The 25,838-nt window shown below is 67.8% G+C and carries 21 protein-coding genes; 9 read left to right on the forward strand and 12 right to left on the reverse strand.

Features of this window, described 5'->3' with window-relative positions; genetic code table 11:
* The first annotated feature begins 161 nt into the window (after nucleotides 1–161).
* Nucleotides 162–1,583, forward strand: coding sequence for a M28 family peptidase (locus DCO49_RS02715; protein ID WP_116862704.1), 1,422 nt, complete (start codon nucleotides 162–164; stop codon nucleotides 1,581–1,583).
* 60 nt (nucleotides 1,584–1,643) lie between these two features.
* On the opposite strand, the gene DCO49_RS02720 is transcribed toward DCO49_RS02715, so the two are convergent.
* From DCO49_RS02720 to DCO49_RS02765, 9 genes are all read right to left on the reverse strand, one after another.
* Nucleotides 1,644–3,095, reverse strand: coding sequence for an alanine/glycine:cation symporter family protein (locus tag DCO49_RS02720; protein WP_116862750.1), 1,452 nt, complete (start codon nucleotides 3,093–3,095; stop codon nucleotides 1,644–1,646).
* A 13-nt stretch (nucleotides 3,096–3,108) separates the two neighbouring features.
* Nucleotides 3,109–4,101, reverse strand: a complete 993-nt coding sequence (locus DCO49_RS02725) for a hypothetical protein (protein WP_116862705.1) — start codon at nucleotides 4,099–4,101, stop codon at nucleotides 3,109–3,111.
* 175 nt (nucleotides 4,102–4,276) lie between these two features.
* Nucleotides 4,277–5,116: a TrmH family RNA methyltransferase gene (locus DCO49_RS02730; RefSeq protein ID WP_116862706.1), complete on the reverse strand. Its 840-nt coding sequence runs from the start codon at nucleotides 5,114–5,116 to the stop codon at nucleotides 4,277–4,279.
* Nucleotides 5,117–6,625 (reverse strand): alanine/glycine:cation symporter family protein, encoded by a 1,509-nt coding sequence (locus DCO49_RS02735; RefSeq protein ID WP_116862707.1) that lies wholly within the window; start codon nucleotides 6,623–6,625, stop codon nucleotides 5,117–5,119.
* A gap of 181 nt (nucleotides 6,626–6,806) precedes the next feature.
* Entirely contained in the window at nucleotides 6,807–7,391 is a 585-nt protein-coding gene (locus DCO49_RS02740; protein WP_116862708.1) for a GNAT family protein, read from the reverse strand.
* Nucleotides 7,384–10,509: an efflux RND transporter permease subunit gene (locus DCO49_RS02745; protein WP_116862709.1), complete on the reverse strand. Its 3,126-nt coding sequence runs from the start codon at nucleotides 10,507–10,509 to the stop codon at nucleotides 7,384–7,386. Before DCO49_RS02745 ends, DCO49_RS02740 begins: the two co-directional genes overlap by 8 nt.
* Nucleotides 10,506–11,618 carry an efflux RND transporter periplasmic adaptor subunit gene (locus DCO49_RS02750; protein ID WP_116862710.1) on the reverse strand — a complete coding sequence of 371 codons (1,113 nt, stop codon included), beginning with the start codon at nucleotides 11,616–11,618 and terminating at the stop codon, nucleotides 10,506–10,508. The genes DCO49_RS02745 and DCO49_RS02750 overlap by 4 nt, the downstream gene beginning before the upstream one ends.
* 794 nt (nucleotides 11,619–12,412) lie before the next feature.
* On the reverse strand, nucleotides 12,413–12,958 hold the full coding sequence (locus tag DCO49_RS02760; RefSeq protein WP_116862711.1) for a WG repeat-containing protein: 546 nt from the start codon (nucleotides 12,956–12,958) through the stop codon (nucleotides 12,413–12,415).
* On the reverse strand, nucleotides 12,955–14,661 hold the full coding sequence (locus tag DCO49_RS02765; protein WP_116862712.1) for an alkaline phosphatase: 1,707 nt from the start codon (nucleotides 14,659–14,661) through the stop codon (nucleotides 12,955–12,957). The genes DCO49_RS02760 and DCO49_RS02765 overlap by 4 nt, the downstream gene beginning before the upstream one ends.
* A gap of 153 nt (nucleotides 14,662–14,814) precedes the next feature.
* Here DCO49_RS02765 and DCO49_RS02770 point away from each other — a divergent pair, with 153 nt between their 5' ends.
* The 7 genes from DCO49_RS02770 to DCO49_RS02800 all read left to right on the forward strand — a co-directional run bounded on the left by DCO49_RS02770 (nucleotide 14,815) and on the right by DCO49_RS02800 (nucleotide 21,914).
* Entirely contained in the window at nucleotides 14,815–16,149 is a 1,335-nt protein-coding gene (locus DCO49_RS02770) for a dicarboxylate/amino acid:cation symporter (protein WP_116862713.1), read from the forward strand.
* A gap of 232 nt (nucleotides 16,150–16,381) precedes the next feature.
* A complete protein-coding gene (locus DCO49_RS02775; protein WP_108769515.1) occupies nucleotides 16,382–16,921 on the forward strand; it encodes a hypothetical protein in 540 nt (179 codons plus the stop codon).
* Nucleotides 16,918–17,541, forward strand: coding sequence for a hypothetical protein (locus DCO49_RS02780; RefSeq protein WP_116862714.1), 624 nt, complete (start codon nucleotides 16,918–16,920; stop codon nucleotides 17,539–17,541). The genes DCO49_RS02775 and DCO49_RS02780 overlap by 4 nt, the downstream gene beginning before the upstream one ends.
* Nucleotides 17,542–17,586: 45 nt before the next feature.
* Nucleotides 17,587–18,969: an adhesin gene (locus DCO49_RS02785; protein WP_116862715.1), complete on the forward strand. Its 1,383-nt coding sequence runs from the start codon at nucleotides 17,587–17,589 to the stop codon at nucleotides 18,967–18,969.
* A 139-nt stretch (nucleotides 18,970–19,108) separates the two neighbouring features.
* Entirely contained in the window at nucleotides 19,109–19,813 is a 705-nt protein-coding gene (locus DCO49_RS02790; protein WP_116862716.1) for a C39 family peptidase, read from the forward strand.
* Nucleotides 19,814–19,826: 13 nt separating this feature from the next.
* Nucleotides 19,827–20,576 (forward strand): hypothetical protein, encoded by a 750-nt coding sequence (locus DCO49_RS02795; RefSeq protein WP_116862717.1) that lies wholly within the window; start codon nucleotides 19,827–19,829, stop codon nucleotides 20,574–20,576.
* A gap of 45 nt (nucleotides 20,577–20,621) precedes the next feature.
* Nucleotides 20,622–21,914: a transporter gene (locus tag DCO49_RS02800; RefSeq protein WP_116862718.1), complete on the forward strand. Its 1,293-nt coding sequence runs from the start codon at nucleotides 20,622–20,624 to the stop codon at nucleotides 21,912–21,914.
* 224 nt (nucleotides 21,915–22,138) lie between these two features.
* Here the strand turns inward: DCO49_RS02800 and DCO49_RS02805 are convergent, their stop codons facing one another.
* From DCO49_RS02805 to DCO49_RS02815, 3 genes are all read right to left on the reverse strand, one after another.
* Complete coding sequence (locus DCO49_RS02805) at nucleotides 22,139–23,491, reverse strand: sigma 54-interacting transcriptional regulator (RefSeq protein WP_116862719.1); 1,353 nt, start codon at nucleotides 23,489–23,491, stop codon at nucleotides 22,139–22,141.
* Nucleotides 23,492–23,731: 240 nt separating this feature from the next.
* Nucleotides 23,732–24,433, reverse strand: coding sequence for a C40 family peptidase (locus tag DCO49_RS02810; RefSeq protein WP_243402636.1), 702 nt, complete (start codon nucleotides 24,431–24,433; stop codon nucleotides 23,732–23,734).
* Between the two features lie 200 nt (nucleotides 24,434–24,633).
* The gene (locus DCO49_RS02815; protein ID WP_116862721.1) at nucleotides 24,634–25,173 is read right to left on the reverse strand and encodes a C40 family peptidase; all 540 of its coding nucleotides are present in this window, start codon (nucleotides 25,171–25,173) and stop codon (nucleotides 24,634–24,636) included.
* 111 nt (nucleotides 25,174–25,284) lie between these two features.
* On the opposite strand from DCO49_RS02815, the gene DCO49_RS02820 reads away from it, so the two are divergent.
* Complete coding sequence (locus DCO49_RS02820) at nucleotides 25,285–25,767, forward strand: peptidylprolyl isomerase (RefSeq protein ID WP_116862722.1); 483 nt, start codon at nucleotides 25,285–25,287, stop codon at nucleotides 25,765–25,767.
* The last annotated feature ends 71 nt before the right edge of the window (nucleotides 25,768–25,838 follow it).

Raw genomic sequence — 25,838 nt, forward strand, 5'->3', positions numbered from 1 at the left:
CGAGCGAACCGGATCGTGGACCTCCGCCGGGCATGGCCCGGCGCTACCGCTTTGCCGGTCATGGCCGGAAAACAGCGTTCGCCACCACCGTGACCTCCCACCCATGCGCGGCACTGAACGACTGTTAAGCTCCAAGGCTGATTCCCTTCCCGGAGCTGTCCATGCGTCGCCGCGTCCTTGCCATCGCATCCTCCCTCGCCCTGCTGGCCGCACCGGCCTTTGCGGTGCCGCGCACCACCACCCTGCCCCCGGCCTCGCTGGCTACGGCCGCGCAGCTGCGCGACCAGGCACTGGCCGATGACACGGGCTGGAAGGTGGTGGAATCGCTGACGACCGAGATCGGCCCGCGCATCGCCGGCGGCGAAGCCGATGCCCGTGCCGTGGCCTGGGCCGAAGCCAAGTTCAAGGCACTCGGCTTCGACAAGGTATGGAAGGAACCGGTGACCTTTCCCAAGTGGGAACGTCGCAGTGAACGCGCCGCCGTGACCGGCAAGCACCAGCAGCCGCTGCAGATCACCGCGCTGGGCGGCAGCCCGGGCGGCAGCGTCGAAGCCGAAGTCGTGCGCTTTGCCGACCTCGCCGCGCTGCAGGCTGCTCCGGAAGGCTCGCTGAAGGGCAAGATCGCCTTCGTCGATTACCAGATGCTGCCGTACCGCGATGGCCGTGATTACGGCCGTGGCGGCGCGATCCGCAGCAAGGGCCCGTCCGAGGCGATCCGCAAGGGCGCGGTCGGCTTTCTGATGCGCTCGGCCGGCACCGATTCGCACCGCGTGCCGCACACTGGCATCACCCGTTACGACGACGGCCTGACCCCGGTGCCGTCGGCCGCCCTGTCGGTACCCGATGCCGACCAGCTGGCGCGCCTGGTGGCGCGCGGCAGCACCACCGTGAAGGTGACCCTGGACTGCGGCTGGGATGGCACTGCCACCTCTTACAACGTCATCGGTGAAATCACCGGGCACAGCCTGCCGAAGGAAGTGGTGGTGATCGGTGGTCACCTCGATTCCTGGGACCTGGGCACCGGCGCCATCGATGACGGCGCGGGCGTGGGCATCACCATGGCCGCCGGCCACCTGATCGGCCAGCTCAAGCAGGCGCCCAAGCGCACCATCCGCGTGGTCGCCTTCGCCAACGAGGAACAGGGCCTGTACGGCGGCAAGGCCTATGCCGAAGCCCATGCCAAGGACGTGGCGCGCCACCAGCTGGCCGCCGAGAGCGATTTCGGTGCCGGCCGCATCTACGCGTTCAACACCGGCTCGCCGAACCCGGAAGGTTCGCGTGAGGCCACTGCGCAGATTGCTGAAGTGATGAAGCCGCTGGGAATCGAGTACATGGCCGACAAGGGCGGCCCGGGCCCGGACGTCGGCCCGCTGGCAGCCAAGGGCGGCGCGTGGGCATGGCTGGCGCAGGACGGCTCGGACTACTTCGACCTGCACCACACCGCTGACGACACCCTGGACAAGATCGACCCGAAGGCGCTGGCGCAGAACGTGGCTGCCTACACCGTGTTCGCCTACCTGGCCGCCGAGGCTGATGGCAACTTCGGCAGCGAAGCGAAGGCGACCACGCCGCCGAACGAGTGATGCGGTGATGTGATGGGCTCAGAGCCCTCGCCTTGGCGAGGGCTCTGGCCCCGCTTTCGTTCAGCTCTCCCAGACCCGTGTGTTGCGCACGCCGATGGTCTGCGGATTGAACAGAGGATCACGCTGCCTGCGCTTCTGCTGCTCGTAATCACGCAGTGCCGCCAGAGCGGGCCTTTGCAGCAGCAGGATGGCAATGATGTTCAACCAGCTCATCATGCCCACGCCGATATCGCCCAGTGCCCAGGCGACCGTTGCGGTGTTGACCGCCGAATAGCCGGTGGCGCCCAGGAACAGCAGCTGGAAACCGGTAACCGTCGCGCGTCCGGGACGATCGCGGCACAGGTAGCTGACGTTGGTTTCGGCCATGTAGTACAGCGCCAGGATCGTGGTGAACGCGAAAGGCAGGATCGCCAGCGCGACGAACGACTTGCCGAAGCCCGGCAGCGCCGATTCCACCGCATGCTGCACGTAGCGCGGCCCGGCCTCGACACCCGGCAGGTTGGACAGCAGCAGGCGCGCCTCGTCGGGCACACCGTTCACGGCCGGGTCGTAGACGTTGTACAGCCCGGTCGACAGGATCAGGAACGCCGTTGCGCTGCACACCACCATGGTGTCGATGTAGACCGAGAAGGACTGCACCAGGCCCTGCTTGACCGGGTGCGAGACTTCCGCCGCCGCAGCCGGATGCGCGCCACTGCCCATGCCGGCCTCGTTGGACAGCACGCCGCGACGCACGCCCCACTGGATGGCGGTACCGATCATTGCGCCGAACGCGGCGTCCACGCCGAACGCGCTGCGCAGGACCAGCGCGAAGACCTCGGGGACCTTGTCCACGTTGATGACCATGACAACGGCCGCGGCCAGCAGATAAGCCACCGCCATGATCGGCACCACCCACTCGGCCACCCGCGCGATGCGGCGCACGCCGCCGTACAGCACGGCCGCCAGGATGACCAGCAGCACCGCCGTGGTGGCCGCCACCGGGATGCCCCAGGCCTCGTTCACCGCACTGGTGATGGCGTTGGACTGGGTGCCTGCCAGCATCGCGCCGGCCAGCACGGTGACCAGCGCGAACAGGACCGCATACCAGCGCTGGCCCAACCCTTTTTCGATGTAGTACGCCGGGCCGCCGCGGTACTGCCCATTGGCATCACGCTCCTTGTAGATCTGCGCCAGCGTTGATTCGATGAAGGCGCTGGAGGCACCGAGGAAGGCGACGATCCACATCCAGAAAATCGCGCCCGGACCACCGAATGCGATGGCCATGGCGACACCGGCGATGTTGCCGACACCGACCCGGCTGGACAGGGACAGCGACAACGCCTGAAACGGTGAGACGCCTGCCGCAGAGCGCTCGTGGCGGAACATCAGCCGCAGCATGTCCGGCAGCGCGCGCAGCTGGATGAAGCGCGTACGCACGCTGAAATACAGGCCGGCCAGGAGGCAGAGCACGACCAGCCACGGGCTCCAGATGATGCCCAGCAGGACGTTGACGATCGATTCGATGCTCATCATGTGCGGCCCCTCAGAAGAACACGCCCAGGGCGACCTGGGGGCTGACGATGCGGCCGGTGTTGCGGCCGGCCACGGTGAACTCGACGCCGGCGATCAGGCCCAGCGACGGGCTGAAGTGGTACTCGACCGCCGGCGCCAGGGTCAGCGAGCGGCTGGCCGGGCGCAGTTCATTGACACGACGGCCGTTGCCGTCGGGAGTGGGCATGAAGCCGATCAGGCGCTGGCCGGTTTCGCGGCTGGCGGCGACTTCCATCACCCCCACCCAGCGGTCGTTGAAGCTGTACTCGCCGGCCACCGAAAGCCCCAGCACCGAGCCTCGCGCGATGTGGCCCTGGAAACCCGCTTCGGTGCCGTAGACGCTGGCGCCGGATAGTGCCGTACGCGCGGGCGCAGGCCCGGCCATCAGCTGCCCGCGCCAGCGCAGCGGACGCCCGTTCGGCATCCACACTACCTGCTGCACGCCCAGCGCCAGAGTGGTGCGCTGCACGCCATCACCCTGCGCATCCAGTGGGTTGCCGCTGATGCGATCGTGGCTGCCGGTGCTGAAGCGCTGTGTCAGCGCCAGCGACACCGCGGGCCCGGTGCCGTCGGCACTCGGCGCCTGCAGCAGGTACTGCAGGCGGGCAGTGGTATCACCGGCACGGAAGCCGCCGCTATGTCCGCTGCCGGATTCGGCACGCGAGGCGCTGAGGTTGACCTGGCCCATCAGGCGGTCGCTGAAGCCGTACATCACCGGCATGACCACCGCCCAGGCACCACTGTCCTGCGCGCTGCGCCGGCGCTCGCCGTCGGCATCGTAGTGCGCGTTGCTGTCGACGCGGACCAGGTAGGGTTCGAGGAACCAGCGGCCCTGCGGCAGGCCGGCGGGATTGGGGGTGATCAATGGCCCCATGAAGTTGACGTTTTCCAAGCTGTGCTCGCTGGCATCAGCACGGGCAGTGGCACTGGCCAGTGCTGATGCCAGCAGCAGGGACACGGACAGGGTGCGTTGCAGGTGGGACATGACAGCCACTCCGGTTACAACGAGGGATGGAGTTCCACCCTGCGTCGCCCGAAATGGCGGACCAATAAGGAAAGTTTCAAATGACCAGCGGGCGTTGCGAATTGCAAAGCGCGCTTAGCAACTACCTGGGTCAGAGCCCTCGCACGCGCGAGGGATCTGATCCCGGTCCGGGCACTCAGCCGCGGCGGCTGGCCCACTGTGCCAGCAGCACCGCCGTCGCCGAGGCGACGTTCAGGCTTTCCACCGCGCCGCTGCCGGGGATGGAGACCTGCTGGTCGCACTGGCTGGCCAGCGCGCGGTCCATGCCCTCGCTCTCGGCACCCATCACATACACCAGGCGCGCCGGCAGCTCGGCACGGAACACGTCCTGGCCACCCTCGACCAGGGTCGCGGCCAGGCCGAAGCCCGCCGCGCGCAGCTGCGCCATGGCGGTCGCGTCATCGGGCAGCTGCACCAGCGGCAGCGCCTCGGCGCCACCTTCGGCCACGCGTGCGGCGGCACCGGACAGGGCCAGCGTGCTGCTGGCCGGCAGCAGCAAGGCCTTCGCGCCAAAGTGCGCAGCCGAACGCAGGATCGCGCCCAGGTTGTGCGGGTTGCCCACGCCATCCAGCCACAGCGCCAATACCGGGCCATCGTCCACCTGCTGCAGCCACTGTGCCAGCGGCAGCACCGGCGCACGCACCACATCGGCCACCACGCCTTCGTGGTGGGTGGTGCCGGCCAGCTTGTTCAGATCGCCGTCCTCCACCACGCGGTAGCCCACGCGGTTGGCCACGCACCACTTCAGCAACGGCTGCAGGCGCGGAATGCGCGCCTCCAGCAGGTACAGCTTGCGCAGTGCCTGCGGGCGCGCTTCGAAGGCGGCCAGCACGGCGTTCAGGCCGAACAGGCGCAGCTCATCGTTGCCGCCGCGCCCGCCACCGCCACCGCCCGTTGCCGGCACCTCCGGACGCGGCAACGGCGTTGCGCGCGGCGGACGGGCGGACGGGCGGCGGTTGTTCCAAGGGTTGTTCACTTACACACTCTCCTGCTTGCGCTGGCGCCAGAAATCCGCGTTCTTGATGCCCAGGGCATCAGGGTCGAACGTCGGATCCAGGCCCAGCTTCTTCTGTCGTTCGTAGTCACGCAGGGCCAGCATGGCCGGCTTCTGGATGATGAGGATGGCGATGATGTTCAGCCAGGCCATCAGGCCCACGCCGATGTCACCCAGCGCCCAGGCCAGCGTGGCGTTGTGGAAGGCGCCGAACACGACCATGGCCAGGATGCCCAGGCGCAGCACCAGCACGGTCAGCGGGCGCTTCTTGTTCTGGTTGACGTAGGTCAGGTTGGTTTCGGCCATGTAGTAATAGGCCATGATGGTGGTGAAGGCGAAGAAGAAGATGGCGATCGAGACGAACGCCGCGCCCCAGCCCGGCAGCACCGCTTCCACGCCCGCCTGCGCATAGCCGGCGCCTTCCGGAATACCGGCCAGGCCCTGGAAGATCGGGGCGGCGCCTTCCACCGGCGAATAGACGTTGTAGGTGCCGCTGGCCAGGATCAGGAACGCAGTGGCGGTGCACACCATCATGGTGTCGAAGTAGATGGCGAACGCCTGCACGTAACCCTGCTTGGCCGGGTGCGAGACCTCGGACGCCGCGGCGGCGTGCGGGCCGGAACCCTGGCCGGCTTCGTTGGCGTAGATGCCGCGCTTGATGCCCCACTCCACCGCCAGGCCCATCATCGCGCCGAACGCAGCATGGGTGCCGAACGCGCTGTCGAAGATGATGCCGAACATTTCCGGCACGCGGTCGTAGTTGATGATCATGATGACGATGGCCATCAGGATGAAGGCGGCCGCCATGAACGGCACCACCACTTCGGCGAAGTTGGCGATGCGCTTGACGCCACCGAAGATGACCACGCCCAGCAGCAGGGCCACGGCGATGCCGATGCCCAGCTTCAACGCTTCGACCGCGCTCATTCCCAGCATCTGGCCGTCCAGCGGGCCGCACACGGCGGTACCGCGGCAGGCGTTGATGACGCTGTCAGCGATGGCATTGGCCTGCACGCCCGGCATCAGGAAACCGGCGGCGATGATCGTAGCGATGGCGAAGGCCAGCGCGTACCACTTCAGGCCCATGGCCTTTTCGATGTAGTACGCCGGGCCACCGCGGTAGCGGCCATCGGCATCCTTGGTCTTGTAGATCTGCGCCAGGGTGCATTCCACGTACGAGGTGGACGCGCCGAAGAAGCCCATCACCCACATCCAGAAGATGGCGCCGGGGCCGCCGAAGGCGATGGCGGTGGCCACGCCGGCGATGTTGCCGATGCCCATGCGGCCGGCCATCGACATGGCCAGGGCCTGGAAGGAGGACACGCCGGCGTCGGACTTCTCGCCCTTGACGGTGAGGCGGCACATCTCGAAGAAGCCGCGGAGCTGCATGAAGCGGGTACGCAGGCTGAAGAACAGGCCGGCGCCCAGGCACACGGCGATGAGGGCCTTGCTCCAGATGATGCTGTTGATGAAATGTACGGTAGCTTCCACGCGCGCTCTCTCCAGTCGGCGGGTTGTGAGGACGTCCCGTCGGCTGGAAGGGACGGAACCGATTCTCCCTGATCGAAGGTCGCTGCGGTAGCGCTGTTTTGCAGAGCCGAGCCCGTGCTCGGCTTGGGCCCCCGAGGACAGCCGAGCATGGGCTCGGCTCTACAGCGACCAGCCTGCGCGCTCAGGGCAGCTGCCTGCGTACCCGGGCGAAGCGGCGCAGGTCGTGCAGGGCGCCGCGCTTGTAGACGGCGCAGCGGGCAGTGCCCTCTTCGGCAAACCCATTGGCCAGCAGCACGCGGACCGAGCCTTCGTTGAAATCCAGCACCTCGGCCTGCAGCCTGAACAGACGCAGCTCGTCCATCACCCAGGGGGCGAACAGGGACACGACGCGGGTCATCACGCCCTGCCCCCAGTGCGCCTGGCCCAGCCAGTAGCCCAGTTCGGCGGTATGGCCGCGCTCGGCCGTGCCTGGCTGCGCGCCGATGCTGCCGCAGGCGTGGCCGTCGATCTCGATGGCCAGGTTGAGGGTGCCCGGAGCGAGTACGCGGCCGGCCAGGAAGGCCTCGCCGTCATCACGGGTGTACGGGTATGGGAAGCGGTCGCGCAGGCCACGCGAGACGGCCGGGTCGTTGGCGTGGTGCAGCAGCGATTCGAGGTCGTCGGCGTGCCAGGGGCGCAGGGTGAAACCTTCGCCCTGCAGGCCTGGGGTCAGAGCCCTTTCCCCGTGGGAAAGGGATCCGAACCCAGTTGCATGCCGGTCAGGCATGGCCGCCGACCGAGGGCGATTCGGCTTCCTGCTTCTCCAGTTCGCGCTTCACCGCTTCCGGAGAACGGGTGTACGGCGCCAGGCGCGCGTAGAACGCCGGCACCACGAACAGCGACAGGAACGTGGACAGGGTGACGCCGAAGATGATAACGATGCCGATGGTGCCGCGGCTGGCCGAACCGGGGCCGCCGGCTACCACCAGCGGGATGGCGCCGACCACGGTGGCGATCGAGGTCATCAGGATCGGACGCAGGCGGACCACGGCCGATTCGATGATGGCCGCGCGTACGGTGCGCCCGTCATCGCGCAGCTGGTTGGCGAACTCGACGATCAGGATGCCGTTCTTGGCCGCCAGGCCGACCAGCATCACGATGCCGATCTGGCTGAACAGGTTCACTGTGCCGCCGCTCACCCACAGGCCGACCAGCGCGCCGAGCACGCCCAGCGGCACGGTCAGCATGATGGTGAGCGGGTGGATGAAGCTTTCGAACTGCGCGGCCAGCACCAGGTAGACCACCAGCAGGGCCATGGCGAAGGTCAGCAGCACCGCGCCGCCCGCGCTCTGGAACTCGCGCGACTCGCCCTTCCAGTTGATCTGCGCGTACTGCGGCAGCTCCTCGCGGGTGACCTGCTGCGCCCAGGCGATGGCCTCGCCCAGCGGATAACCGGGGGCCAGGCCGGCGCTGATGGTGATCGAGCGCAGGCGGTTGAAGCGGTTCAGGGTGCCAGCCTCGGCCACTTCGCTGAGGGTGACCAGGTTGGACAGCGGCACCAGTTCGCCGGAGTTGGCGCGCACGCGGATGGCGGCCAGGTCGGCCGGGCTGGCGCGGCCATCGCGGCCGGCCTGCACCAGCACGTCGTACTCCTCGCCGTTGTCGACGAAGGTGGTGACGCGGCGCGAGCCCATCATGGTTTCCAGCGCGGAGCCAATCGCGGTGACCGGCACGCCGAGGTCGGCCGCACGCTGGCGGTCGATGTTCACGCGCATCTGCGGGCGGGTTTCCTTGTAGTCCGAATCGGGGCCGACCAGGCCCGGATTGTCGGCCATGCGCAGCAGGATGCGGTCACGCCACTGCGCGATCTCGGCATATTCCGGGCCACCCAGCACGATCTGGAACGGCTGGCCGCCGCTGCGCACCAGGCCGCCACCGACCTGGGTACGCACGCGCACGCCGCGCAGGGTATCCAGTTCCTTCTGCAGGTCGTTGGCCACGTCCACGGTGTTTTCGGTGCGCTGGCGCCACGGCTGCAGGAACACGCTGACGCGGCCGGTGTGCATTTCCTCGCTCGCGCCAAAACCGCCGGGCACGCGCGGGTTGGCGCGGGCGATGGTCTTGTCGGCGCCCACGTGCGGGGCCAGCAGCGCTTCGACCTGCTGCACCTGCTGCACGGTGTAGTCGTAGCCGGCGCCTTCCGGGCCGTCGATCATGATCTGGAACGAACCGCGGTCCTCGGCCGGGGCCAGCTCGGACGGCAGGATCTTCAGCAGGCCCCAGCTGGCGGCCAGCGCCAGCGCCATCACCACCAGGTAGATCCACAAGCGGTCGACATGATGATCGAGCACGCGGCCGTAGCCGGACGCCAGGCGTTCCAGGTTGCGGTTGATGACGCCATACAGGCCGCGCGGCGCGTGCCCGGTGTGCGGCTTGAGCAGCTTGGAAGCCATCATCGGGGTCAGCGTCAGCGCGACGAACGCCGACAACGCCACCGCTGCGGCCAGCGCCACGGCCAGTTCGCGGAACAGGCGGCCGGTGTTGCCTTCCAGGAAACCGACCGGCAGGAACACCGCCACCAGCACGGCGGTGGTGGCGATGACCGCAAAGGCGACCTGGGTGGTGCCGCGCTTGGAGGCGACCAGCGGCGGTTCGCCCAGGTCGATGCGGCGCTGCACGTTTTCCACGACCACGATCGCGTCATCCACCACCAGGCCGATACACAGCACCAGGGCCAGCAGGGTCAGCAGGTTGATCGAGAAACCAAAGGCGTACAGCGCGATGAAGGCTGCGACCAGGCAGACCGGCACGGTCACTGCGGGAATCAGTGCCGCGCGGAAGCTGCCCAGGAACAGCCAGATGACCGCCAGCACCAGCAGCATCGCTTCGACGAGGGTTGCGTAGACGCGGTCAACCGCCGCTTCGATGAAGGTGGTGTTGTCGAAGGTGACCACGATCTGCGTGCCTTCGGGCAGCGTCGCGGCGATCTTTTCTGCTTCAGCGCGCGCGGCGCGGGCCACGTCCAGCGAATTGGCGGTGGAGGTCTTGACGATGCCCAGGCCGACGCCGGGTTCACCGTTGCTGCGGAAGTACGCGCGGCGTTCGGCCGACGCCAGTTCGATCTTGGCCACGTCGCCCATGCGCACCACGTAGCCATCGCTGCCCTTGCCGAGCGGGATGGTGGCGAAATCCTCGGGCTTCACGTAGTTGCGCTCGACGCGCAGGGTGAAGTCACGGTCGGTCGATTCGATGCGGCCAGCCGGCAGTTCCACGTTCTCGTTGCGCAGCGCGGTTTCCACGTCGCCGGTGGTCAGGCCGCGCGCGGCCAGCTGGTCGCGGTCCAGCCAGATGCGCATCGCATAGCGCTGGCGGCCACCGATGCGGACCTGGGCCACGCCGTCCAGGCTGGAGAAGCGGTCGACCACGTAGCGGTCGGCGTAGTCGCTCAGTTCCAGCGTGTCCATCGTGGTGGAGGACATGTTGAACCAGATGATCGGATCGGCATCGCTTTCGACCTTGGCGATTTCCGGCGGACGCGCCTCTTCAGGCATGCGGTCGGCCACGCGGCTGACCGCGTCGCGCACGTCGTTGGCGGCTGCTTCGATATCGCGGTTGGAGGTGAATTCGATGCTGACCTGCGAGCGCCCGTTGCTGCTGCGCGCGTTGATCGTGTCGATGCCCTCGATGCCGGCCAGCGCATCTTCCAGCACCTGGGTGACGCGGCTTTCGATGACCGCCGCCGAAGCACCGGTGTAGTCCACCGACACCGAGACGATGGGCGGATCGATGGCCGGCAGCTCACGCAGGGTCAGGCGGGTGAAGGACATGATGCCCAGCACCACCAGCAGCAGGCTCATCACCACGGCAAACACCGGCCGCTGGATGGAAATGTCCGACAGTTTCATCCGCCGTTGCCCTCGGCCGGTGCAGGTGCCGCAGCCGGCGCCTTGGCCGGTGCGGTGCCGCTGGCGGGTGCAGCATCCGTGGCGGCGACCTTCAGGCCGGCGCGCAGCTTGCCGGTGCCGTCGACGACGATGCGCTCGCCGCCCTGCAGGCCTTGGCGGATCTCGACTACGCCGGCACGACGCGCGCCAGTGGTCACATCAACGCGTTCGACAGTGTCGTCGGCCTTGATGCGGTAGATGAAGGTATCGCGGCCGACCTGCACCACGGCAATTTCCGGCACCACCAGCGCCGGGCGCTCGGGGCGGAACAGGCGCACGTCCAGCAGCATGCCCGGGCGCAGTGCGTGGTCGGCGTTGGCGAAGTCGGCGCGCACGGTCACCGCACGCGTGGCCGGATCGACGCGTGCATCGATGGTGGTCACTTCGCCTTCGAAGGTGCGGCCCGGCCAGGCGACGCTGGTCGCGCTGGCCTTGTCGCCGTTGGAGAGCGCGGCCATTTCCACTTCCGGCACCTGGAAATCGACGTGCATGCGCTCGATGTCATCGAGGGTGGCGATGACCGTGGTCGGGGTCAGCAGCGTGCCCGGGCTGATCTGGCGGATGCCGAGCACGCCGGCGAACGGTGCGCGCACGCGGCGGTCACCGATGTCCGCCTGCATCTGCGCAACGCGCGCTTCGGCAGCGTCGCGGATCGACTTCTGGGTATCGAGGGTGGCGCTGGAGACCAGGCGCTGGGAGGCCAGCTCGCGCTGCCGCTTGTACAGCTGGTCGGCTTCGTGGAAGGTCGCCTGCGCCTGCACCAGCGCCGCCTCCTGGGCCTGCCCGCGCAGAGTCACGATGGGCGCACCGGCGGCGACCTGCTGGCCGCTTTCGAAGTGCACGCGGTCGACGATCTCGCTGACCTTGGCGGTGACGCTGATGGATTCACGGGCCTTGGCCGTGCCCAGCGCCTGCAGGGTGTCGTTCCACTGCGAGGGCTGCACGACCTGGGCGGTGACCGGCACCGCTTCGCCCTGCCGACGCGCGGCGGCCTCCTGTTTGCCTGCGCACCCGGCCAGGACGGCCAGGCTGAGGCCAAGGGCCAGGGTCGAAGCAATACGAGCCAACATGAAAGGTCCTGGTTGTTGCATGGCCGCCGAGTGTAGGCAAGCGCCTGCGAAAGCGGTATGTGCCAAGCGTTTACCGGCGTGGAACCGGCGCTGCGGTGGCGCCGTCAACCCGTTCCATGCAAGGCTCGGGGGCGCAATGTCGGCGTATGTCGGGATGTATCCGGCCGCACTTTATCGTGCGTTGTCATCGTACAGTCGAGGCTGCTTGGCAGAGGGCGCCAGGCGGGGGTCGGCCCTGGCGGGGTCCGGCCCTGTTTTTTTTTCCCGGCAGGGCTTGCAGCCCTGCACCTGCTTCGAGCCAAGGCAACGTCAACTTCAAAAGCCGGCATTCCGTGGGTTGGCCGGGGTGGGTCCGATTGAGGGGGACGCTGCAAGTACGTCCGTGTAAGCTCGATCGCCGCATCCATGCGGCTCACGCCTCCTCAACCGGACCCACCCCGCCTTCGACAGTTTTCCGCGATCTGCCGGAACGGCACGGGGTCGGATCCCGTTGCTCCGCAACGGGCTCTGACCCCAGATGAATTTCGATATCTGACAGATGTGCCGACCAACGGTCGGCACCTACCACCAGCCGCACAGTCGCAGTTACCAACAGCCGCGTGAACCTGTCGAAGGTGGGGCGGTGTCGGATTGCGGGGTGTCCGCGGCATGGATGCCGCGGCCAAGCCTACAGGGACGTACTTGCGGCGTCCCCGCAATCCGACACCGCCCCGCCAACCCACGGATAGCCCGCTGTTGCCTTTGACGTTGCCGTTGCATTGAGCAGGTGCAGGGCGCAGCCCTGCAAAAAGAACCTACTTCAGCCGACGGCCCGTGCGGTCGATGCGGAACCACTCCCCACCTTCCATCGGCGTATGCCCATCGCCATCCGGCGTGCCACGCCTGCACCCGTTGCAGACCTCCGCCACGCCGTCCTCGAACGGCCACGCGAAATCGAACAGCGCCGGAATCACCTGGCGGAACTGCAGGTCGAAGTAGCCGACGCGGTCACCCACGCGCCCGCGCAGCAGGCCTTCCTGCGGCGTGTCCGCGCCATTGTCCCACGCCAGCACCGGCAGGCTGCGGCCGCTGCGGGCCACGTAGTGGAAGCCGCCATCGGCATGCACAACCGCCAGGCCCTGCGCGTCGTACTGCAGGCCCTTCAGCACGTTGGCGCTGAGCTTCAACTGGTGTCCGTCCACCTCGCAGCCGGGCAGGGCCAACAGGCCGTGTTCTTCCGTCAGCTGGGTGCACGCCGGTGCCTGCGCCCACGCGGCACCGCTGGCCAGCAGGCCGCACAGTGCCAGCGACCGCGCGAGGCGGCCGCTGGCAGAAGACGGCCGCTCAGACCGTGCCGTCACTGCGCCTCGGCCTTGCGCTCGAAGGCGGTCGGGGCCGGCAGCTGCACCGGCACGCCCTTGTCGTCGCAGGTGCCGGCCTGGCACAGGCGCTCGCGCAGGGCCGGGGTGGCCTGCACGATCATGTGGTAGATCGCGTTCTGTTCCAGGGTGCCGCGGATGGCCTTGCTGCCCGGACCGCGTGCCCAGATGCCCACGTCTTCGCCACCGTGCGATTCGGACTTCATCGGCACCAGTGCTTCCTGCATGTAGTCCGGGTGCTCGGTGTCCACGTCATGCAGGTTCGGGCGGCCGTTGGCCTGTTCGAAGCTGCTCGGGTTGTGCGGGTAGACCTTCGGGCCGGCCGGCTGCTGGTTGGTCGTGCCGGTGTGGCCCGGGCCGTTGGCGTAGCTCAGCGTGGTGTAGGGCTGGCCGTTGCCATCCAGCGCGTAGTCCAGCTTGCCAGCGCCATCTTCGCCGCCCTTGTCCTTCACCTTGCCAAGGATCGGGTTGCCTCGCGCCGGGTACCCGACGAAGTTGAGGGTATGCGAGTGGTCGGCGGTGACGATGATCAGGGTGTCGTCGGCCGAGGTCAGTTCGTTGGCCACGCGCACCGCGTCGGACAGGGCGACGGTTTCGGTGAGGGCGCGGTAGGCGTTGCCGCTGTGGTTGGCGTGGTCGATGCGCGCGCCTTCGATCATCAGCACGTAGCCTTCCTGATGCTGCTGGAGGTTCTTGATCGCCGCGGCGGTCAGCTCGGCCAGGCTCGGCTCACCCGCCGGGTCCTGCGGGCGCTCGTACTCGTAACGCATGTGGTCCGGCTCGAACAGGCCGAGAATGGCCGGCGCGGTGGCCGCGGCCGCCAGCTGCGTACTGTTCCAGACGTAGGCGCCCTGCGGATGCGACTGCTGCCATTCCTGCACCAGGCTACGCCCGTCCAGGCGCTGGCCGACCTTGTCGTCGTACTCGGGGTCGCGTTCTTCCACGGTGGTGAATTCGCCACGGCCACCGCCGAGGGCGACCAGCGGGCCACGGCCGTAGCGCGAGGTCGACAGCAGCTGCTGGGCGATGTCCTTGCAGCCGGCAGCCTTGGCGGCGTCGGTCAGGTCGGTGTCGTTTTCCCAGTTGCGCTCGGGCGAGTGCGCGTAGGTTGCGGCCGGGGTGGCGTGGGTCAGGCGTGCGGTGGAGACGATGCCGGTCGCCAGGCCGGCGCTGTCTGCCAGCTGCAGCCAGGTCAGCAGGCCCTTGGACAGGCTGTCGGCGCAGTCGCTGCGGCTGCCGGCGCTGACGCCGATCGCACCCATGTGGGTCTTCACGCCGGTGGTGATGGCGGTCATCGTGCCGGCCGAGTCCGGCGTCTGTGAATCGGTGTTGTATGTCTTGCTGAACGCCGTGGCCGGGAAGCGCTCCCAGGACAGCAGGTTCTCTTCGCCCGAGCCGCCCTTCTGCTGACCTTCGTAGATGCGCGAGGCGGCGACGGTGGTCAGGCTCATGCCGTCACCCAGGAACAGGATGACGTTTTTCGCCTTGCCGGCCATCGCGCCATTGGCGGCCGCCTGGGCGGCGCCGCTGCGATACCACCACTGCGGGGTCTCGCCGGCCGGATGTGCGACGGGATCAACGGCGACCTTCAGGCCGGCCGGGGCGGAGGCGGGGGGGGTGCTGGCGCAGGCGCCCAGCAGCAGGGTGGTGGCGCAGGCGGCCAACAGGGAGACGGAACGACGCATGGACGCTGGGATCTCACAAAGTGTAACGGGGCGTTCATTATGCCCAACCCTGCAATGCACGCCGATGACACACTGTTTGCCGGTAGGGCGGTCGTACCGCCTGCCCGCTTGGGCTATCGTGCCAGCATCCCTTCCTTCCCCCCTGGATTGCCTATGAAACTGGTCTCTGCCTGGCTGCGGATTCCATTCTGGCAGCGCGTGGTCGGTGGCTTCGTGCTTGGCGCGCTGGCCGGCTGGGCGCTTGGCCCGGCCGCTGAAACGTGGTTCGGCCCGCTCGGCGAACTGTACGTCACCCTCATCAAGATGATCGCGGTACCGCTGGTGTTCTTCGCGGTCATCAACGCCATCTCTTCGCTGCACGGCCAGAAATCGGTCGCCGCGCTCAGTGGCCGCACGTTCCTGTGGTTCGTCATCACCGCCGCGCTGGCGGTGTGCGTGGGCCTGGGCGTGGGCACGGTGCTGCAGCCCGGCGCCGGTGGCCTGCAGCTGTCGATGGCCAACAACTACGTGCCGCGCGAAGTGCCCAGCGCGGTGCAGGTGCTGCTGGACGTGGTGCCGTCCAACGTGTTCTACGCGCTGTCGGGCATCGGCACCAAGGTCAATGCCGCCGGCGAGACAGTGCTGGCCGCAGGCCGCGGTTCGATCCTGCCGGTGATCTTCTTCGCCGGCCTGGTTGGCTTCGCCATCGTCAAGCTCGGCGAGAAGGTGGCCGAGGCGCGCAAGCTGGTCGGCCAGATGAGCGACATCATGATCCAGGTGACCCGCTTCGTGCTGGAAGTCACCCCGATCGGTACGTTCGGCCTGATCGCCGGCCTGGTCGGCAGCTACGGCTTCGAGAAGCTGCTGCCACTGGGCCATTTCGTGCTGGCCCTGTACGTGGCCTGCGCGCTGCACATCATCGTGGTCTACAGTGCCCTGCTGCTCTCGCACGGCCTCAATCCGCTGAAGTTCTTCCGCGGTGCCGCGCCGGGCATGCAGGTGGCGTTCGTCAGCTCGTCCAGCTTCGCCGCGATGCCGGTGGCGCTGCGTTCGATCACCCACAACCTGGGCGTGAACAAGGACTACGGCTCGTTCGCCGTGCCGCTGGGCGCGAGCATCAAGATGGACGGCTGCGGTGCGATCTACCCTGCGCTGTGCGCGGTGTTCATCGCCCAGTACAGCGGCGTGCCGCTGTCGCCGGAGCAGTACGTGGTGGTGCTGATCGCATCGGTGCTGGGCAGCTTCGGCACGGCCGGCGTGCCGGGCACGGCGGTCATCATGGCCACCGTGGTGCTGAGTGCGGCCAACCTGCCGCTGGAAACCATCGGTTACCTGTACGCGATCGACCGCATCCTGGACATGATGCGCACCATGACGAATGTGACGGGCCAGATGCTGGTACCGGTGCTGGTGGCCAAGGAAACCGGCCTGCTCGACCAGTCGGTGTACGACAACCCGTCGACCAACGTCGGCCTGGACGATCCCGACCCGACCCCGCCGCGTAGCTGAAGCGGCACTGCAACGGGCTGTATCAGCAGCTGTAACGCCGCTGATACAGCCCCTGCCAAGCCTTGTGCAGCATCGTTTCCTGCACGTTAAGGCAAACGAAATCCGAATGCCTCTGTAACACCCTGCTCGCAACGCGCCGCCCCCTCGACTGGCTGAACCGCTTGCTACCAAGCGGTTTGGAAGTTGGCACGGAAGCTGCTCTGTCCCTGCGCATACGCAACGGGAGAGCGGCATGGACAGCAGCAGCACCCATCTCGGTTCCTCGGTCCGGCAGCTGGCGCTGCTGCTGGCCCTGGCCTGCCCGCTGGCGGCCGCCGCCTCCGGTGCGCGCCAGGGTGTGAAGGCGCAGCCGGGCGAGATCGTCCTGCTGCGGGATGTGGCCGCACGTCCGGCCTATCGCATGGCGCCGCCCGGCATGGCGTTGATCGCCGATCCCAAACCGCAGCATGAGATCGCCACCGCACTCGGCAGCGGCGGCGGCTCCAGCGGCATGGATGAATTGAGCGATGACGACTATGCCGGGCTGGGGGCGGGGCAGACCGGCCGCATGGCCGCGCCGGGCGGCACCACCGTGGAGCGGGTGACCCACCAGGCCCTTGGCGGCACGCTGGGCCGTTCCAGTGACGGCGCGCTCGGCGGCAACAGCCTGGGTGGTGCGATGAGCGGCCCGCTCGGCGCCGTCGGCAACACCACCCGCGGCATCGGCGATACCGTGCGCGGCGCACTGGCGCAGTTCCCGCTGGGCGCGGCACCGCAGGGAGGTGGCAAGTGAATCGCGCGGCGCGTGGCGCGCTGCTGCTGGTGCTGGCGGGTGCGCCCGCACTGGCCTGGGCAGACGATTACAGCGGCATGCTGTCCTACCTGGACGTGGCGCGCATTGGCGACCGCGCGCTGGCCGGTGCCAGCGGCGCCATCATGGTCAACCAGGCCAGCGGCGACCTCAACATCCAGGCCAACCTGCAGGGCATGGCCACCGGCGACCAGGCCAACGTCGCCATCGCCGCACGCCAGCAGCGCCATGCCGACGTGGTGCTCTCGGGGCCGCTGCAGGCCACCGCACATATCGAAGGCCAGGCGCTGAACGGCGCCAGTGGCATCGCATCGATCAACCAGGCCAGTGGCATCGCCAACACGACGCTCAACGTCGTCAGCGCGACGCTGGCCCGGCAAGGGATACGCGAGACCGACGACGCGGCTTTGGCGGCGTCGGACATCGCGTCAACAGGGGGGCAGGGCGACGCCGGCGACGGTGTTGCGGCGGGTATCCGCAGCGTTGGGGTTTCCGCCTCGGCACTGCGGGGCTTCGACGGTGTCCTGCAACTCAATCAGATCGCGGGAGCCCGCAACGACACGGCCAACGTGCTTGGCATGGTCGTCCAGGGCAACCCGTGAGCAGTACCCACCACCCGATGTATCACTGATGAGAGAGAGGACACCATGAACGCGACTTTCAAAAAGTCTCTGCTCGCCATGGCAATTGCTTCTGCCTCGACCGCCGCCGCGGCCAACGGCTGGGACAACCAGAACGCCAACGCGAACATCAACCACAACCATGTCGTGACCGAAACCCGTAACGACACCCACAACCACACCGACAACGAGGTCCGCAACTGGACCCGTACCAACACCACGGTACGCAACAACACCGACAGCTCGAGCGTGACCCGCAACCGTACGGTCAACGAGCAGGTGCAGAAGAACAGCAACATCCAGGCCGACGAGCGCAAGGAAAAGAACAACCACGGCGTCGACGTGAACCTGGAAAAGGACCTGCGCCTGAGCAGCGACGTGAACTTCTCCGGCGATCCGACCATCACCGGTGACATCGACCTGGATTCGGCCGCCATCGCGGTCATCGACAACCGCCAGTCGATCAGCCACAACGCCGCGTCCAACAGCCTGGTCACCAACAGCGCCTCGATCGCCGATGACGTCGGCTCGGGTGCCTCGGGCAACCTCGGCTTCAACGTGGTGGCCGGTGACAACAACGCGCAGGACAATGCGGCTTCGCTGTCCGCCGCTGACGCGTCCTTCAGCTTCGGCATGGCCGACGCCGAGGTGTTCGTCAACCAGTCCGGCATGGGCAACACCACCATGAACTCCGGCGTCACCAACGCCGCCGGCCTCGGAGGCAATGCCTTCGGCGGCGCGTCCGGCAACATCGGCGTGAACATCGCGTCGGGCAACAACAACGAGCAGAAGAACGCGCTCGCTGCGTCGGTGGCCACCAGCGCGATGGCCCAGTCCAGCATCAGCTCCAACCAGGTGTCCAGCGGCAATGCCGTGAGCAATGCCGGCTTCGTGCAGTCCTACACCGATACGGTGCAGGTCGGCATGAGCGGCGGTGTCAGCGGCCTGACCCTGGCCTATGGCGCCGGCACCTACAGCGGCCGTGGCAATGCCTACCAGATGGCCAACTACTATCTGGATACCTGGAGTGGCGACCTGCCGCACCCGGGTGGCAACGCGACCGGCCACATCGATCTGGACAACGAGATCCAGAACGCGACGCCGAACCCGTACCGTCAGGGCGTCGGTGGCCTGGGCTTCGATACGCGTGAAAGCGGCACCAGCCAGTTCGTCGAACTGGGCGTCGCCGACCTGTACGCCAGCCTGAGCGGCACCGTCACGACCACCCGCTGGGTGAACGTGAATGCGACCAACACCTCGGCGCTGTCGGGCAGTGCGTTCTCGGGTGCCTCCGGCAACATCGGCGTGAACGTCGCCTCTGGCACCGGCAACCTGCAGGCCAACAGCCTGGCCCTGGCCGTGGCACAGCCGAGCACCGGTGGCGGTGGCGGCACCGGCGGCGGCGAGTAACACCTGGCGTGACCGCTTTCGCAGCGAAGCTGCGTTGAGTGCAACAAGCCCGGTCATCCGCCAATGGCCGGGTCCCCCGGGAGCCCCTGCTCCTCCTCCCCCTTGGGGCAGGGGCTCCTTCCTTCTGCTGGAGGGCACCATGGCCGCACACCGCTGCTGGATCCGCCTGCTGTCCTGCCTGCTGTTGCTGGGCAGCGCCCACGCATGGGCGGGCGACGTCAAGTTCACCGGCATACTGCCCAACGGCGCGCTGATGCAGCAGAAGGTAGAGAGCATGCAGGAGCGGCGCTACCGCAACCTGGTGCGGCAACACACCGATTACAGCTGTGGCGCGGCCGCACTGGCCACCATCCTGCGCTACGCCTACCACCTGGACACCACGGAGGCGACGGTGATCGAAGGGATGATGGGCGTCTCCGATCCGCAGCTGGTGAAGGAACGCGGTTTCTCGCTGCTGGACATCAAGCGCTATGTCGAATCACTCGGCATGCGCGGGCGTGGCTACCGCATCGATGAGAGCCGGCTGCGCAACCTGCGCGTGCCCGGCCTGGTGCTGATGGACGTGCGCGGGTTCCGCCACTTCGTGGTGCTCAAGCAGGTCCGCGGCGGCATCGTCGAGGTGGCCGACCCCATCCTCGGCAACCGCAGCCTGTCCCTGGCCGAATTCAACGAAGCGTGGCCGTCGCGCGCTGTTTTCGTCGTGATCGGCAGCGACTTCGATCGCAACACTGTTCTTCTGCAACCCAGCGAGCGGCCCAGTGCGCGTGCGTTGTACGCGCGGCAGGGCCCGATCACCGATGCCGAACTGGTCGATTTCGGCTTCAGCCATGCCGACCTGTTCTGAAGGAGGCCCGATCATGCTGTGCCAACGTTTGTTGATCGCCATGCTGCTGCTGTTGCCGGTGCTGCCCGCTTGGGCCGCTGAAGGCGCACCAGGGCGCGGGCTGAAGGAAATACCCGATCCCGAACTGAACCTGATGCGTGGCCGCTACACCGTGGGCGGCAACAACGTGGCCTGGTTCGGGGTAACGATGATTTCGCAATGGCAGGGCGCCAACGGCAGCAGCGTGCAGGGCGCGCTGACCCTGGGCATGGACTTCCGCCAGGGCAGTACGCCGCGGCTGACGTTCCAGCCGCACGTGCAGGTCACCAACGCAGATGCGCCGATGCCCACCCCGGACGGACGCAGCATCGACAGCAGCGGCCTGGCCAACGCCACCGGCCTGGTGCAGGCGGTGCAGGTGGCCGGCGATGGCAACACCGCACGCAACGTGACCACCTTGACCGTACGTGATGGCGCGGTGCCGACCACCACCGACGATGGCAACCGCATCGCCCAGATGCAGCAGGGTGGGACCAGTGCCACGGCGGTGCTCGATGGCAACCAGGCGCGCCTGATGCTGCAGATCGACGGCCAGGGCCTGGTCCAGCAGTGGATCCGCAATGGCAGCGTCGGCCAGGGCATCGCCTTGTCCGGTGATGGGCAGGTAGCAAGCAACCGGCTGCAGCTTGAGCTGGTACGCAGCACCGTGGCCAGCAACCAGCCGTTGAGCCAGAGCGTGGCCCAGGCGATCGCGCTGAACCGCGGCATGGGCCCGGGCCAGTAACACGGCCCGGTCAAGGGGGAAGGACGGACAACGCAGGCCAACAACATGCACACCTATTTGCGTCTTACCCCGCTGGCGCTGGCGGCGCTGGCGGCCAATGCCTTCGCCCAGCAACCGGCGGCGGAGGCCAAGGACGGTGCCGATGTACAGGCACTGATCACCCAGCTCGAGCAGCTCAAGGCCAACTACGCGCAGGAGGTGCGACGCCTGCGCGAACTGGACATGCAGGTGCAGGCCATGCAGGCCCGCCTGAGCGGACGGGCCGGCGGCGCCACGACCCCGGCGGCGCCCCTGGCGCCTGCGGCGGCGGCCATGCCACCGAGCAGCGAAGGCTATGCCAGTACCGCGGCTGAGGCCCAGCAGGCCAAACAGGAGGCGCGGCGCAGCGTGGACGATGTGAAGCAGCAGCAGGCCGCGCTGTTCTCTCGCAAGTTCACCGTAGAAAACAGCCTCACCTATGCGCGCTATGACCGCAAGCAGCTCTCCCTCAACGGCTTCCTGGCGCTGGATGCGATCTTCCTCGGCAACATCGCCATCGAGAATGTCGAGTCCGATTCGCTGACCTACAACCTGGCCGCGCGCTGGGGTGTCAGCCCGAACCTGACGTTGAACATGGACGTGCCCTACCTGGCGCGGCGCACCGTGTACCAGAAGGGCGGTGCGGGCGGCGCGGCGGCGGCCATCGCCCAGGAAGAGACCAACGGCAACGGCATCGGCGATGTCAGCATGAGCGCCAACTACCGCCTGTTCGGCGAGCGTGGCTGGCGCCCGGAAACGGTGCTGACCGGCGGCGTCACCGCACCGACCGGCCGCGCACCGTATGGCCTGGACTGGCGGGTGATCGAGCGCGATGACGATGACTACATCCGCTTCGCGGTACCGCGCGAACAGCCGACCGGCAATGGCGTCTGGCAGGCCAACCTGGGCGTGTCGATGGTGAAGACCGCCGATCCGGCGATCCTGTTCGCCAACACCGGCTACATCCATTCCTTCCCGCGTGGCTTCGACGATATCGACAGCAACCCGGACACCGTGAACCCCGGCGATGTGAAGCTGGGCGGGTCGGTGTACTTCGGTGCCGGCGTGGCCTTCGCCTTCAACGAACGCACCAGCCTGAGCATTTCCTTCAGCGACAAGATCAGTGCACGCGCGTCGACGCGGTTCCAAGGCGGGCAGTGGGTGAAGGTGATCGGCAGCGATGCCAACGCGGCGTCGTTGAACCTCGGCGTGACCTATGCGCTGAACCAGCACGCGACGATGGTGACCCTGCTGGGCATCGGCCTGACCCCGGATGCACCGGACTTCACGCTGTCGTTCAAGGTGCCGTACATGTTGTAGCTGATTGCGGTGATCCTGCATCGGCAACGCCGGGCCTCGCCCGGCGTTCTTTTTCTCGCAGCGACGCTCACGCTCCCGGTAGAGCCGAGCCATTCTCGGCTGGCTTCTGACCGGGCGCTGCCCGGCAGCCATTTCCCGCGACCGCGGAGGGGTGTCACTGAGGCGCCCGCCTTCAGTAGAGCCGAGCCGCGCTCGGCTGACTTCCTGCCGGGCAGGATCCGGCACTACCGTTCCGGCGGCAGCTCCAGGCGGTGCTTCCGGCACAACCGATACACCGTCACCCGCGACACCTGCATGTGCCGCGCGCAGGCCGACACGTTGTAGCCATGCATCTTCAGCGTCCGCAGCAGCACATCGCGCTCGACCTGGCCGCGCGCGTCCTGCAGCACCGCGCGCGGCGAGGGGGCGTCGGCGTCGGCCAGATCCAGATCGCTGGCGCTGATCAGCTCGTGTTCGCTGACGATCGCCGCGCGCTGCACGCGGTTCAACAGCTCGCGCACATTGCCCGGCCAGTCGAAGTGGCGCATCGCCACGCGCGCACCGGGATCGAAACCACGGGCGCGGCCGGGATGGCGGTGGCGGAAGCTCCGCAGGAAGTGCTCGGCCAGCAGCAGCACGTCGTTGCCACGGTCGCGCAGCGCCGGCATCGGCAGCCGCAGCACGTTGAGGCGGTAGTACAGATCGCGGCGGAACCGTCCCTGGGCGACGGCCTGTTCGAGGTCCACGTGGGTTGCCGCCAGCACGCGGACATCCACCCGCAGCGGCTGGTTGCTGCCAACCCGCTCCAGCGTGCCTTCCTGCAGCACGCGCAGCAGGCTGGTCTGTGCGTCGGCAGGCAGGTCGCCCACCTCGTCCAGGAACACGGTGCCGCCGTTGGCGGTTTCGAACAGGCCGACCCGGCGCTGGGCAGCCCCGGTGAAGGCGCCGCGCTCGTGGCCGAACAGCTCCGACTGCACCAGGCTGGCCGGGATGGCCCCGCAGTTGACTGCGAGGAAGGACCGGCCGGCACGCCCGGACAGGGCGTGCAGGGCCTGCGCGGCCAGTTCCTTGCCGGTGCCGGTTTCGCCGGTGACCAGCACCGGAAGCTCGACCGGAGCGAATTTGTGCAGGGACGCGCGCACGGCCAGCAGGGCCGGGCTGTCGCCGATCAGCGCGGGCAGGCCGCCGCCGTCGCGTATCGCCGCTGCGGGCGGATCATCCTCGCCACATTCGCGCTGCATCGCGGTCAGCAGGTCCTGCAGCTCGCGGGGCAGGGTGAACTGATCCTGGCAGGCGCGCAGCAGCGGCGCCCAGCTGGGTGGCGGCACATCCAGGCCGCCCGGCAGCACGGCCATCCAGGGCAGGTGGTGGTGCTGCTCGACCCACGGCAGCATGGGCTGCAGCGCCTCCGCATCCAGGTGGCGCAGGTCCAGCACGGCCACCAGATGGTCGCGGCCGCGCAGGCCCACGGCCATGGCCGGCGAGGGACTGACGCAGCGCAGCTGCCAGCCGGCCGCCGCCAGGGCGTCGCGCTCGCTCGCCAGTGGCTGGCCGAACCAGATCACACAGCGTGATGGAACCTGCAGGCTTGCCGCCATGCCTTCCCCCAAGCATCCGGGCAACGCGGGCGGTGTCAGACCGGGCATCGCGCGTGCCGCCCCACGCCGGGATGCCATGGCCGCGTCCAGCGGCCGGTCGCGGCATGTATCTCGCCGTGACATCAGTGACCAACGCAGGCAACGGCGGCCAGCGGCCACGCATCTGCACTTCAGGGGAGGCGGACAACAAAAAAGCCGCTGCAGGGCAGCGGCTTCCAGTGCGGGTGCAGGGCGTCCGGGTCAGAGGTCGACGCGGCGGGCCTGCATGAACTTGTTGCCCCAGTAGCCGCTGAGCAGGGTGTCGACGCGGACATCCTTGCCGGTGCTCGGTGCGTGCAGGAAGCGGCCTTCGCCGACATAGATGCCGACGTGGTCGACGCGACCCTTGCGGCCGAAGAAGACCAGGTCGCCCGCAGCCAGCGCGGCGCGGTCGTTGATCAGTTCGGCATTGTTGTCATGGGCCATTTCGCGCGAGACGCGCGGCAACTCGATGCCCAGCGCCGAGCGGAACACGTAGCCGACCAGGCCGCTGCAGTCGAAGCCGCTGTCCGGGTTGCTGCCACCCCAACGGTAGGGGGTGCCCAGCAGGGTCATCGCGCGGCGCAGCAGGGACTGCACCTTGCCGTTGTCGGCCTCGGTGCCAACGACGCTGCCGTTGGCGGCGCTGCTGGTGTCGTAGTTGGCAAGCAGGCGACTGAGGTCGCCGGCGACCATCGCCGAGCGGTCCATCAGCGGAATGGTGTCATTGGCGGCCAGATGCGGCAGCAGGGCGGCCAGGGTGGCGCTGGCGGCGGCATCGGCACGGCTGCGCTGGGGAGCGGCAGCGTCGGCCTTGGCGGCCGGCCGGGCGGTCTCGGCCACGGTGGCCGGGGTCGCGTCGGTCTTGGTGGGGGCATTCTGCGACCAGGCCGGAAGGCTGGTCAGACACAGCGCCAGGCCCAGGAAAAGCGGGCGGACACTACGTGAAGAAGCGGCGGTCTGGCCTTGGCCTTGCAGGTCGTCAGTCGTCACGCGTCGGTCACAGGAAAAAAACGATGGGGCATCATGCCCTGTAAAAGCGTCAATAAGTTAAAAATTCCGTTAATAAACCGTTATTTACATAGTGACTTCAATCACAGTTTTGAACATATCGCCTGTTCATTTTAGCGAAGAACGCGTTTCGCTCCTGTGTAGTGGTCTTTCCAGTAGGCGCCACTGAGCGAGTCCAGGCGGACCGTGCCGCCGGTGCTTGGCGCGTGCACGAACCGGCCTTCGCCGACGTAGATGCCAACATGGGTGACGTTGCCGCGGCTGCCGAAGAACACCAGATCGCCGGTGGCCAGGCGCTGGGGATCGATCTTCGGCCCCTGCACGGCGGCCAGGTCGCGCGAAGTGCGCGGCAGCTTCAGGTCGACCATCTCGCGGTAGACGTAGGTCACCAGGCCGCTGCAGTCGAAGCCCGAATCGGGGGTGTTGCCGCCATAGCGGTAGGGCGTGCCGACCAGGCTGATGGCGCGCATCAGCACCGAATTGGCAGCCTCTGGGTTGTCCGGCGTGGTGGCCGGCCAGTGCGCCGTGGGCGGCGGCGTGGCGGGGCGGACGGCCTTGCCGCCACCGCAGGCGGCCAGCAGTAGGGGCAGGGCCAGCAGCAGGGCGGGCGCGAGGATCCGGCGCAGGCCGGACGAAACTGGCGTGTTGTGCATGTTCTCCGGATAATGCGCCACCTTGGATTGGCCGTCATGATGGCGGCGTCCCCGCCGGGCGACAACCCGCCCCAACCCGCCTGCCTCCGGCAGATCCAGACAGAGTTGCGCATGAAGATCGAAAAAGACCGCGTTGTCCGCTTCCATTACACCGTCTCCGAGGTCGGCCAGGCGCCGATCGAATCGTCCAAGGACCGCGGTGAGCCGCTGTCGATCCTGATCGGCCACGGCAACATCATCCCGGGCCTGGAAAACGCCATGATGGACAAGGAAGCCGGCGCGACCTTCGACGTCGACGTCTCGGCGGCCGATGCCTACGGCGAGCGCCGCGAGGGCCTGTCCCAGCGCGTGCCGAAGAAGCACTTCGGCACCGCCAAGCTGGTCCCGGGCCAGCAGGTCGTGCTGCAGACCAACTTCGGCCCGCGCGCGGTCACCGTGCAGAAGGTCGGCATGAGCGTGGTCGACGTCGACCTGAACCACCCGATGGCCGGCAAGGACCTGCATTTCAACGTCGAGATCGTTGAAGTGCGCGAAGCCGCCAAGGAAGAAATCGACCACGGCCACGTCCATGGCGACGGTGGTCACCAGCACTGATCGCCACGCGATCGTGATGGCAGCAACGGCCCGCTTCGGCGGGTCGTTGCGTTTCTGGGACAGGGCGCGGC

It is taken from the genome of Stenotrophomonas sp. SPM, from assembly GCF_003105135.1.
Classification (GTDB): Bacteria; Pseudomonadota; Gammaproteobacteria; order Xanthomonadales; family Xanthomonadaceae; genus Stenotrophomonas.

Coding starts and splice junctions, on each gene's coding strand:
- DCO49_RS02715 (WP_116862704.1), top strand. CDS start 162: ATGCGTCGCCGCGTCCTTGCCATCGCATCCTCCCTCGCCCTGCTGGCC.
- DCO49_RS02720 (WP_116862750.1), bottom strand. CDS start 3,095: ATGAGCATCGAATCGATCGTCAACGTCCTGCTGGGCATCATCTGGAGC.
- DCO49_RS02725 (WP_116862705.1), bottom strand. CDS start 4,101: ATGTCCCACCTGCAACGCACCCTGTCCGTGTCCCTGCTGCTGGCATCA.
- DCO49_RS02740 (WP_116862708.1), bottom strand. CDS start 7,391: ATGCCTGACCGGCATGCAACTGGGTTCGGATCCCTTTCCCACGGGGAA.
- DCO49_RS02745 (WP_116862709.1), bottom strand. CDS start 10,509: ATGAAACTGTCGGACATTTCCATCCAGCGGCCGGTGTTTGCCGTGGTG.
- DCO49_RS02750 (WP_116862710.1), bottom strand. CDS start 11,618: ATGTTGGCTCGTATTGCTTCGACCCTGGCCCTTGGCCTCAGCCTGGCC.
- DCO49_RS02765 (WP_116862712.1), bottom strand. CDS start 14,661: ATGCGTCGTTCCGTCTCCCTGTTGGCCGCCTGCGCCACCACCCTGCTG.
- DCO49_RS02770 (WP_116862713.1), top strand. CDS start 14,815: ATGAAACTGGTCTCTGCCTGGCTGCGGATTCCATTCTGGCAGCGCGTG.
- DCO49_RS02775 (WP_108769515.1), top strand. CDS start 16,382: ATGGACAGCAGCAGCACCCATCTCGGTTCCTCGGTCCGGCAGCTGGCG.
- DCO49_RS02785 (WP_116862715.1), top strand. CDS start 17,587: ATGAACGCGACTTTCAAAAAGTCTCTGCTCGCCATGGCAATTGCTTCT.
- DCO49_RS02790 (WP_116862716.1), top strand. CDS start 19,109: ATGGCCGCACACCGCTGCTGGATCCGCCTGCTGTCCTGCCTGCTGTTG.
- DCO49_RS02795 (WP_116862717.1), top strand. CDS start 19,827: ATGCTGTGCCAACGTTTGTTGATCGCCATGCTGCTGCTGTTGCCGGTG.
- DCO49_RS02800 (WP_116862718.1), top strand. CDS start 20,622: ATGCACACCTATTTGCGTCTTACCCCGCTGGCGCTGGCGGCGCTGGCG.
- DCO49_RS02805 (WP_116862719.1), bottom strand. CDS start 23,491: ATGGCGGCAAGCCTGCAGGTTCCATCACGCTGTGTGATCTGGTTCGGC.
- DCO49_RS02815 (WP_116862721.1), bottom strand. CDS start 25,173: ATGCACAACACGCCAGTTTCGTCCGGCCTGCGCCGGATCCTCGCGCCC.
- DCO49_RS02820 (WP_116862722.1), top strand. CDS start 25,285: ATGAAGATCGAAAAAGACCGCGTTGTCCGCTTCCATTACACCGTCTCC.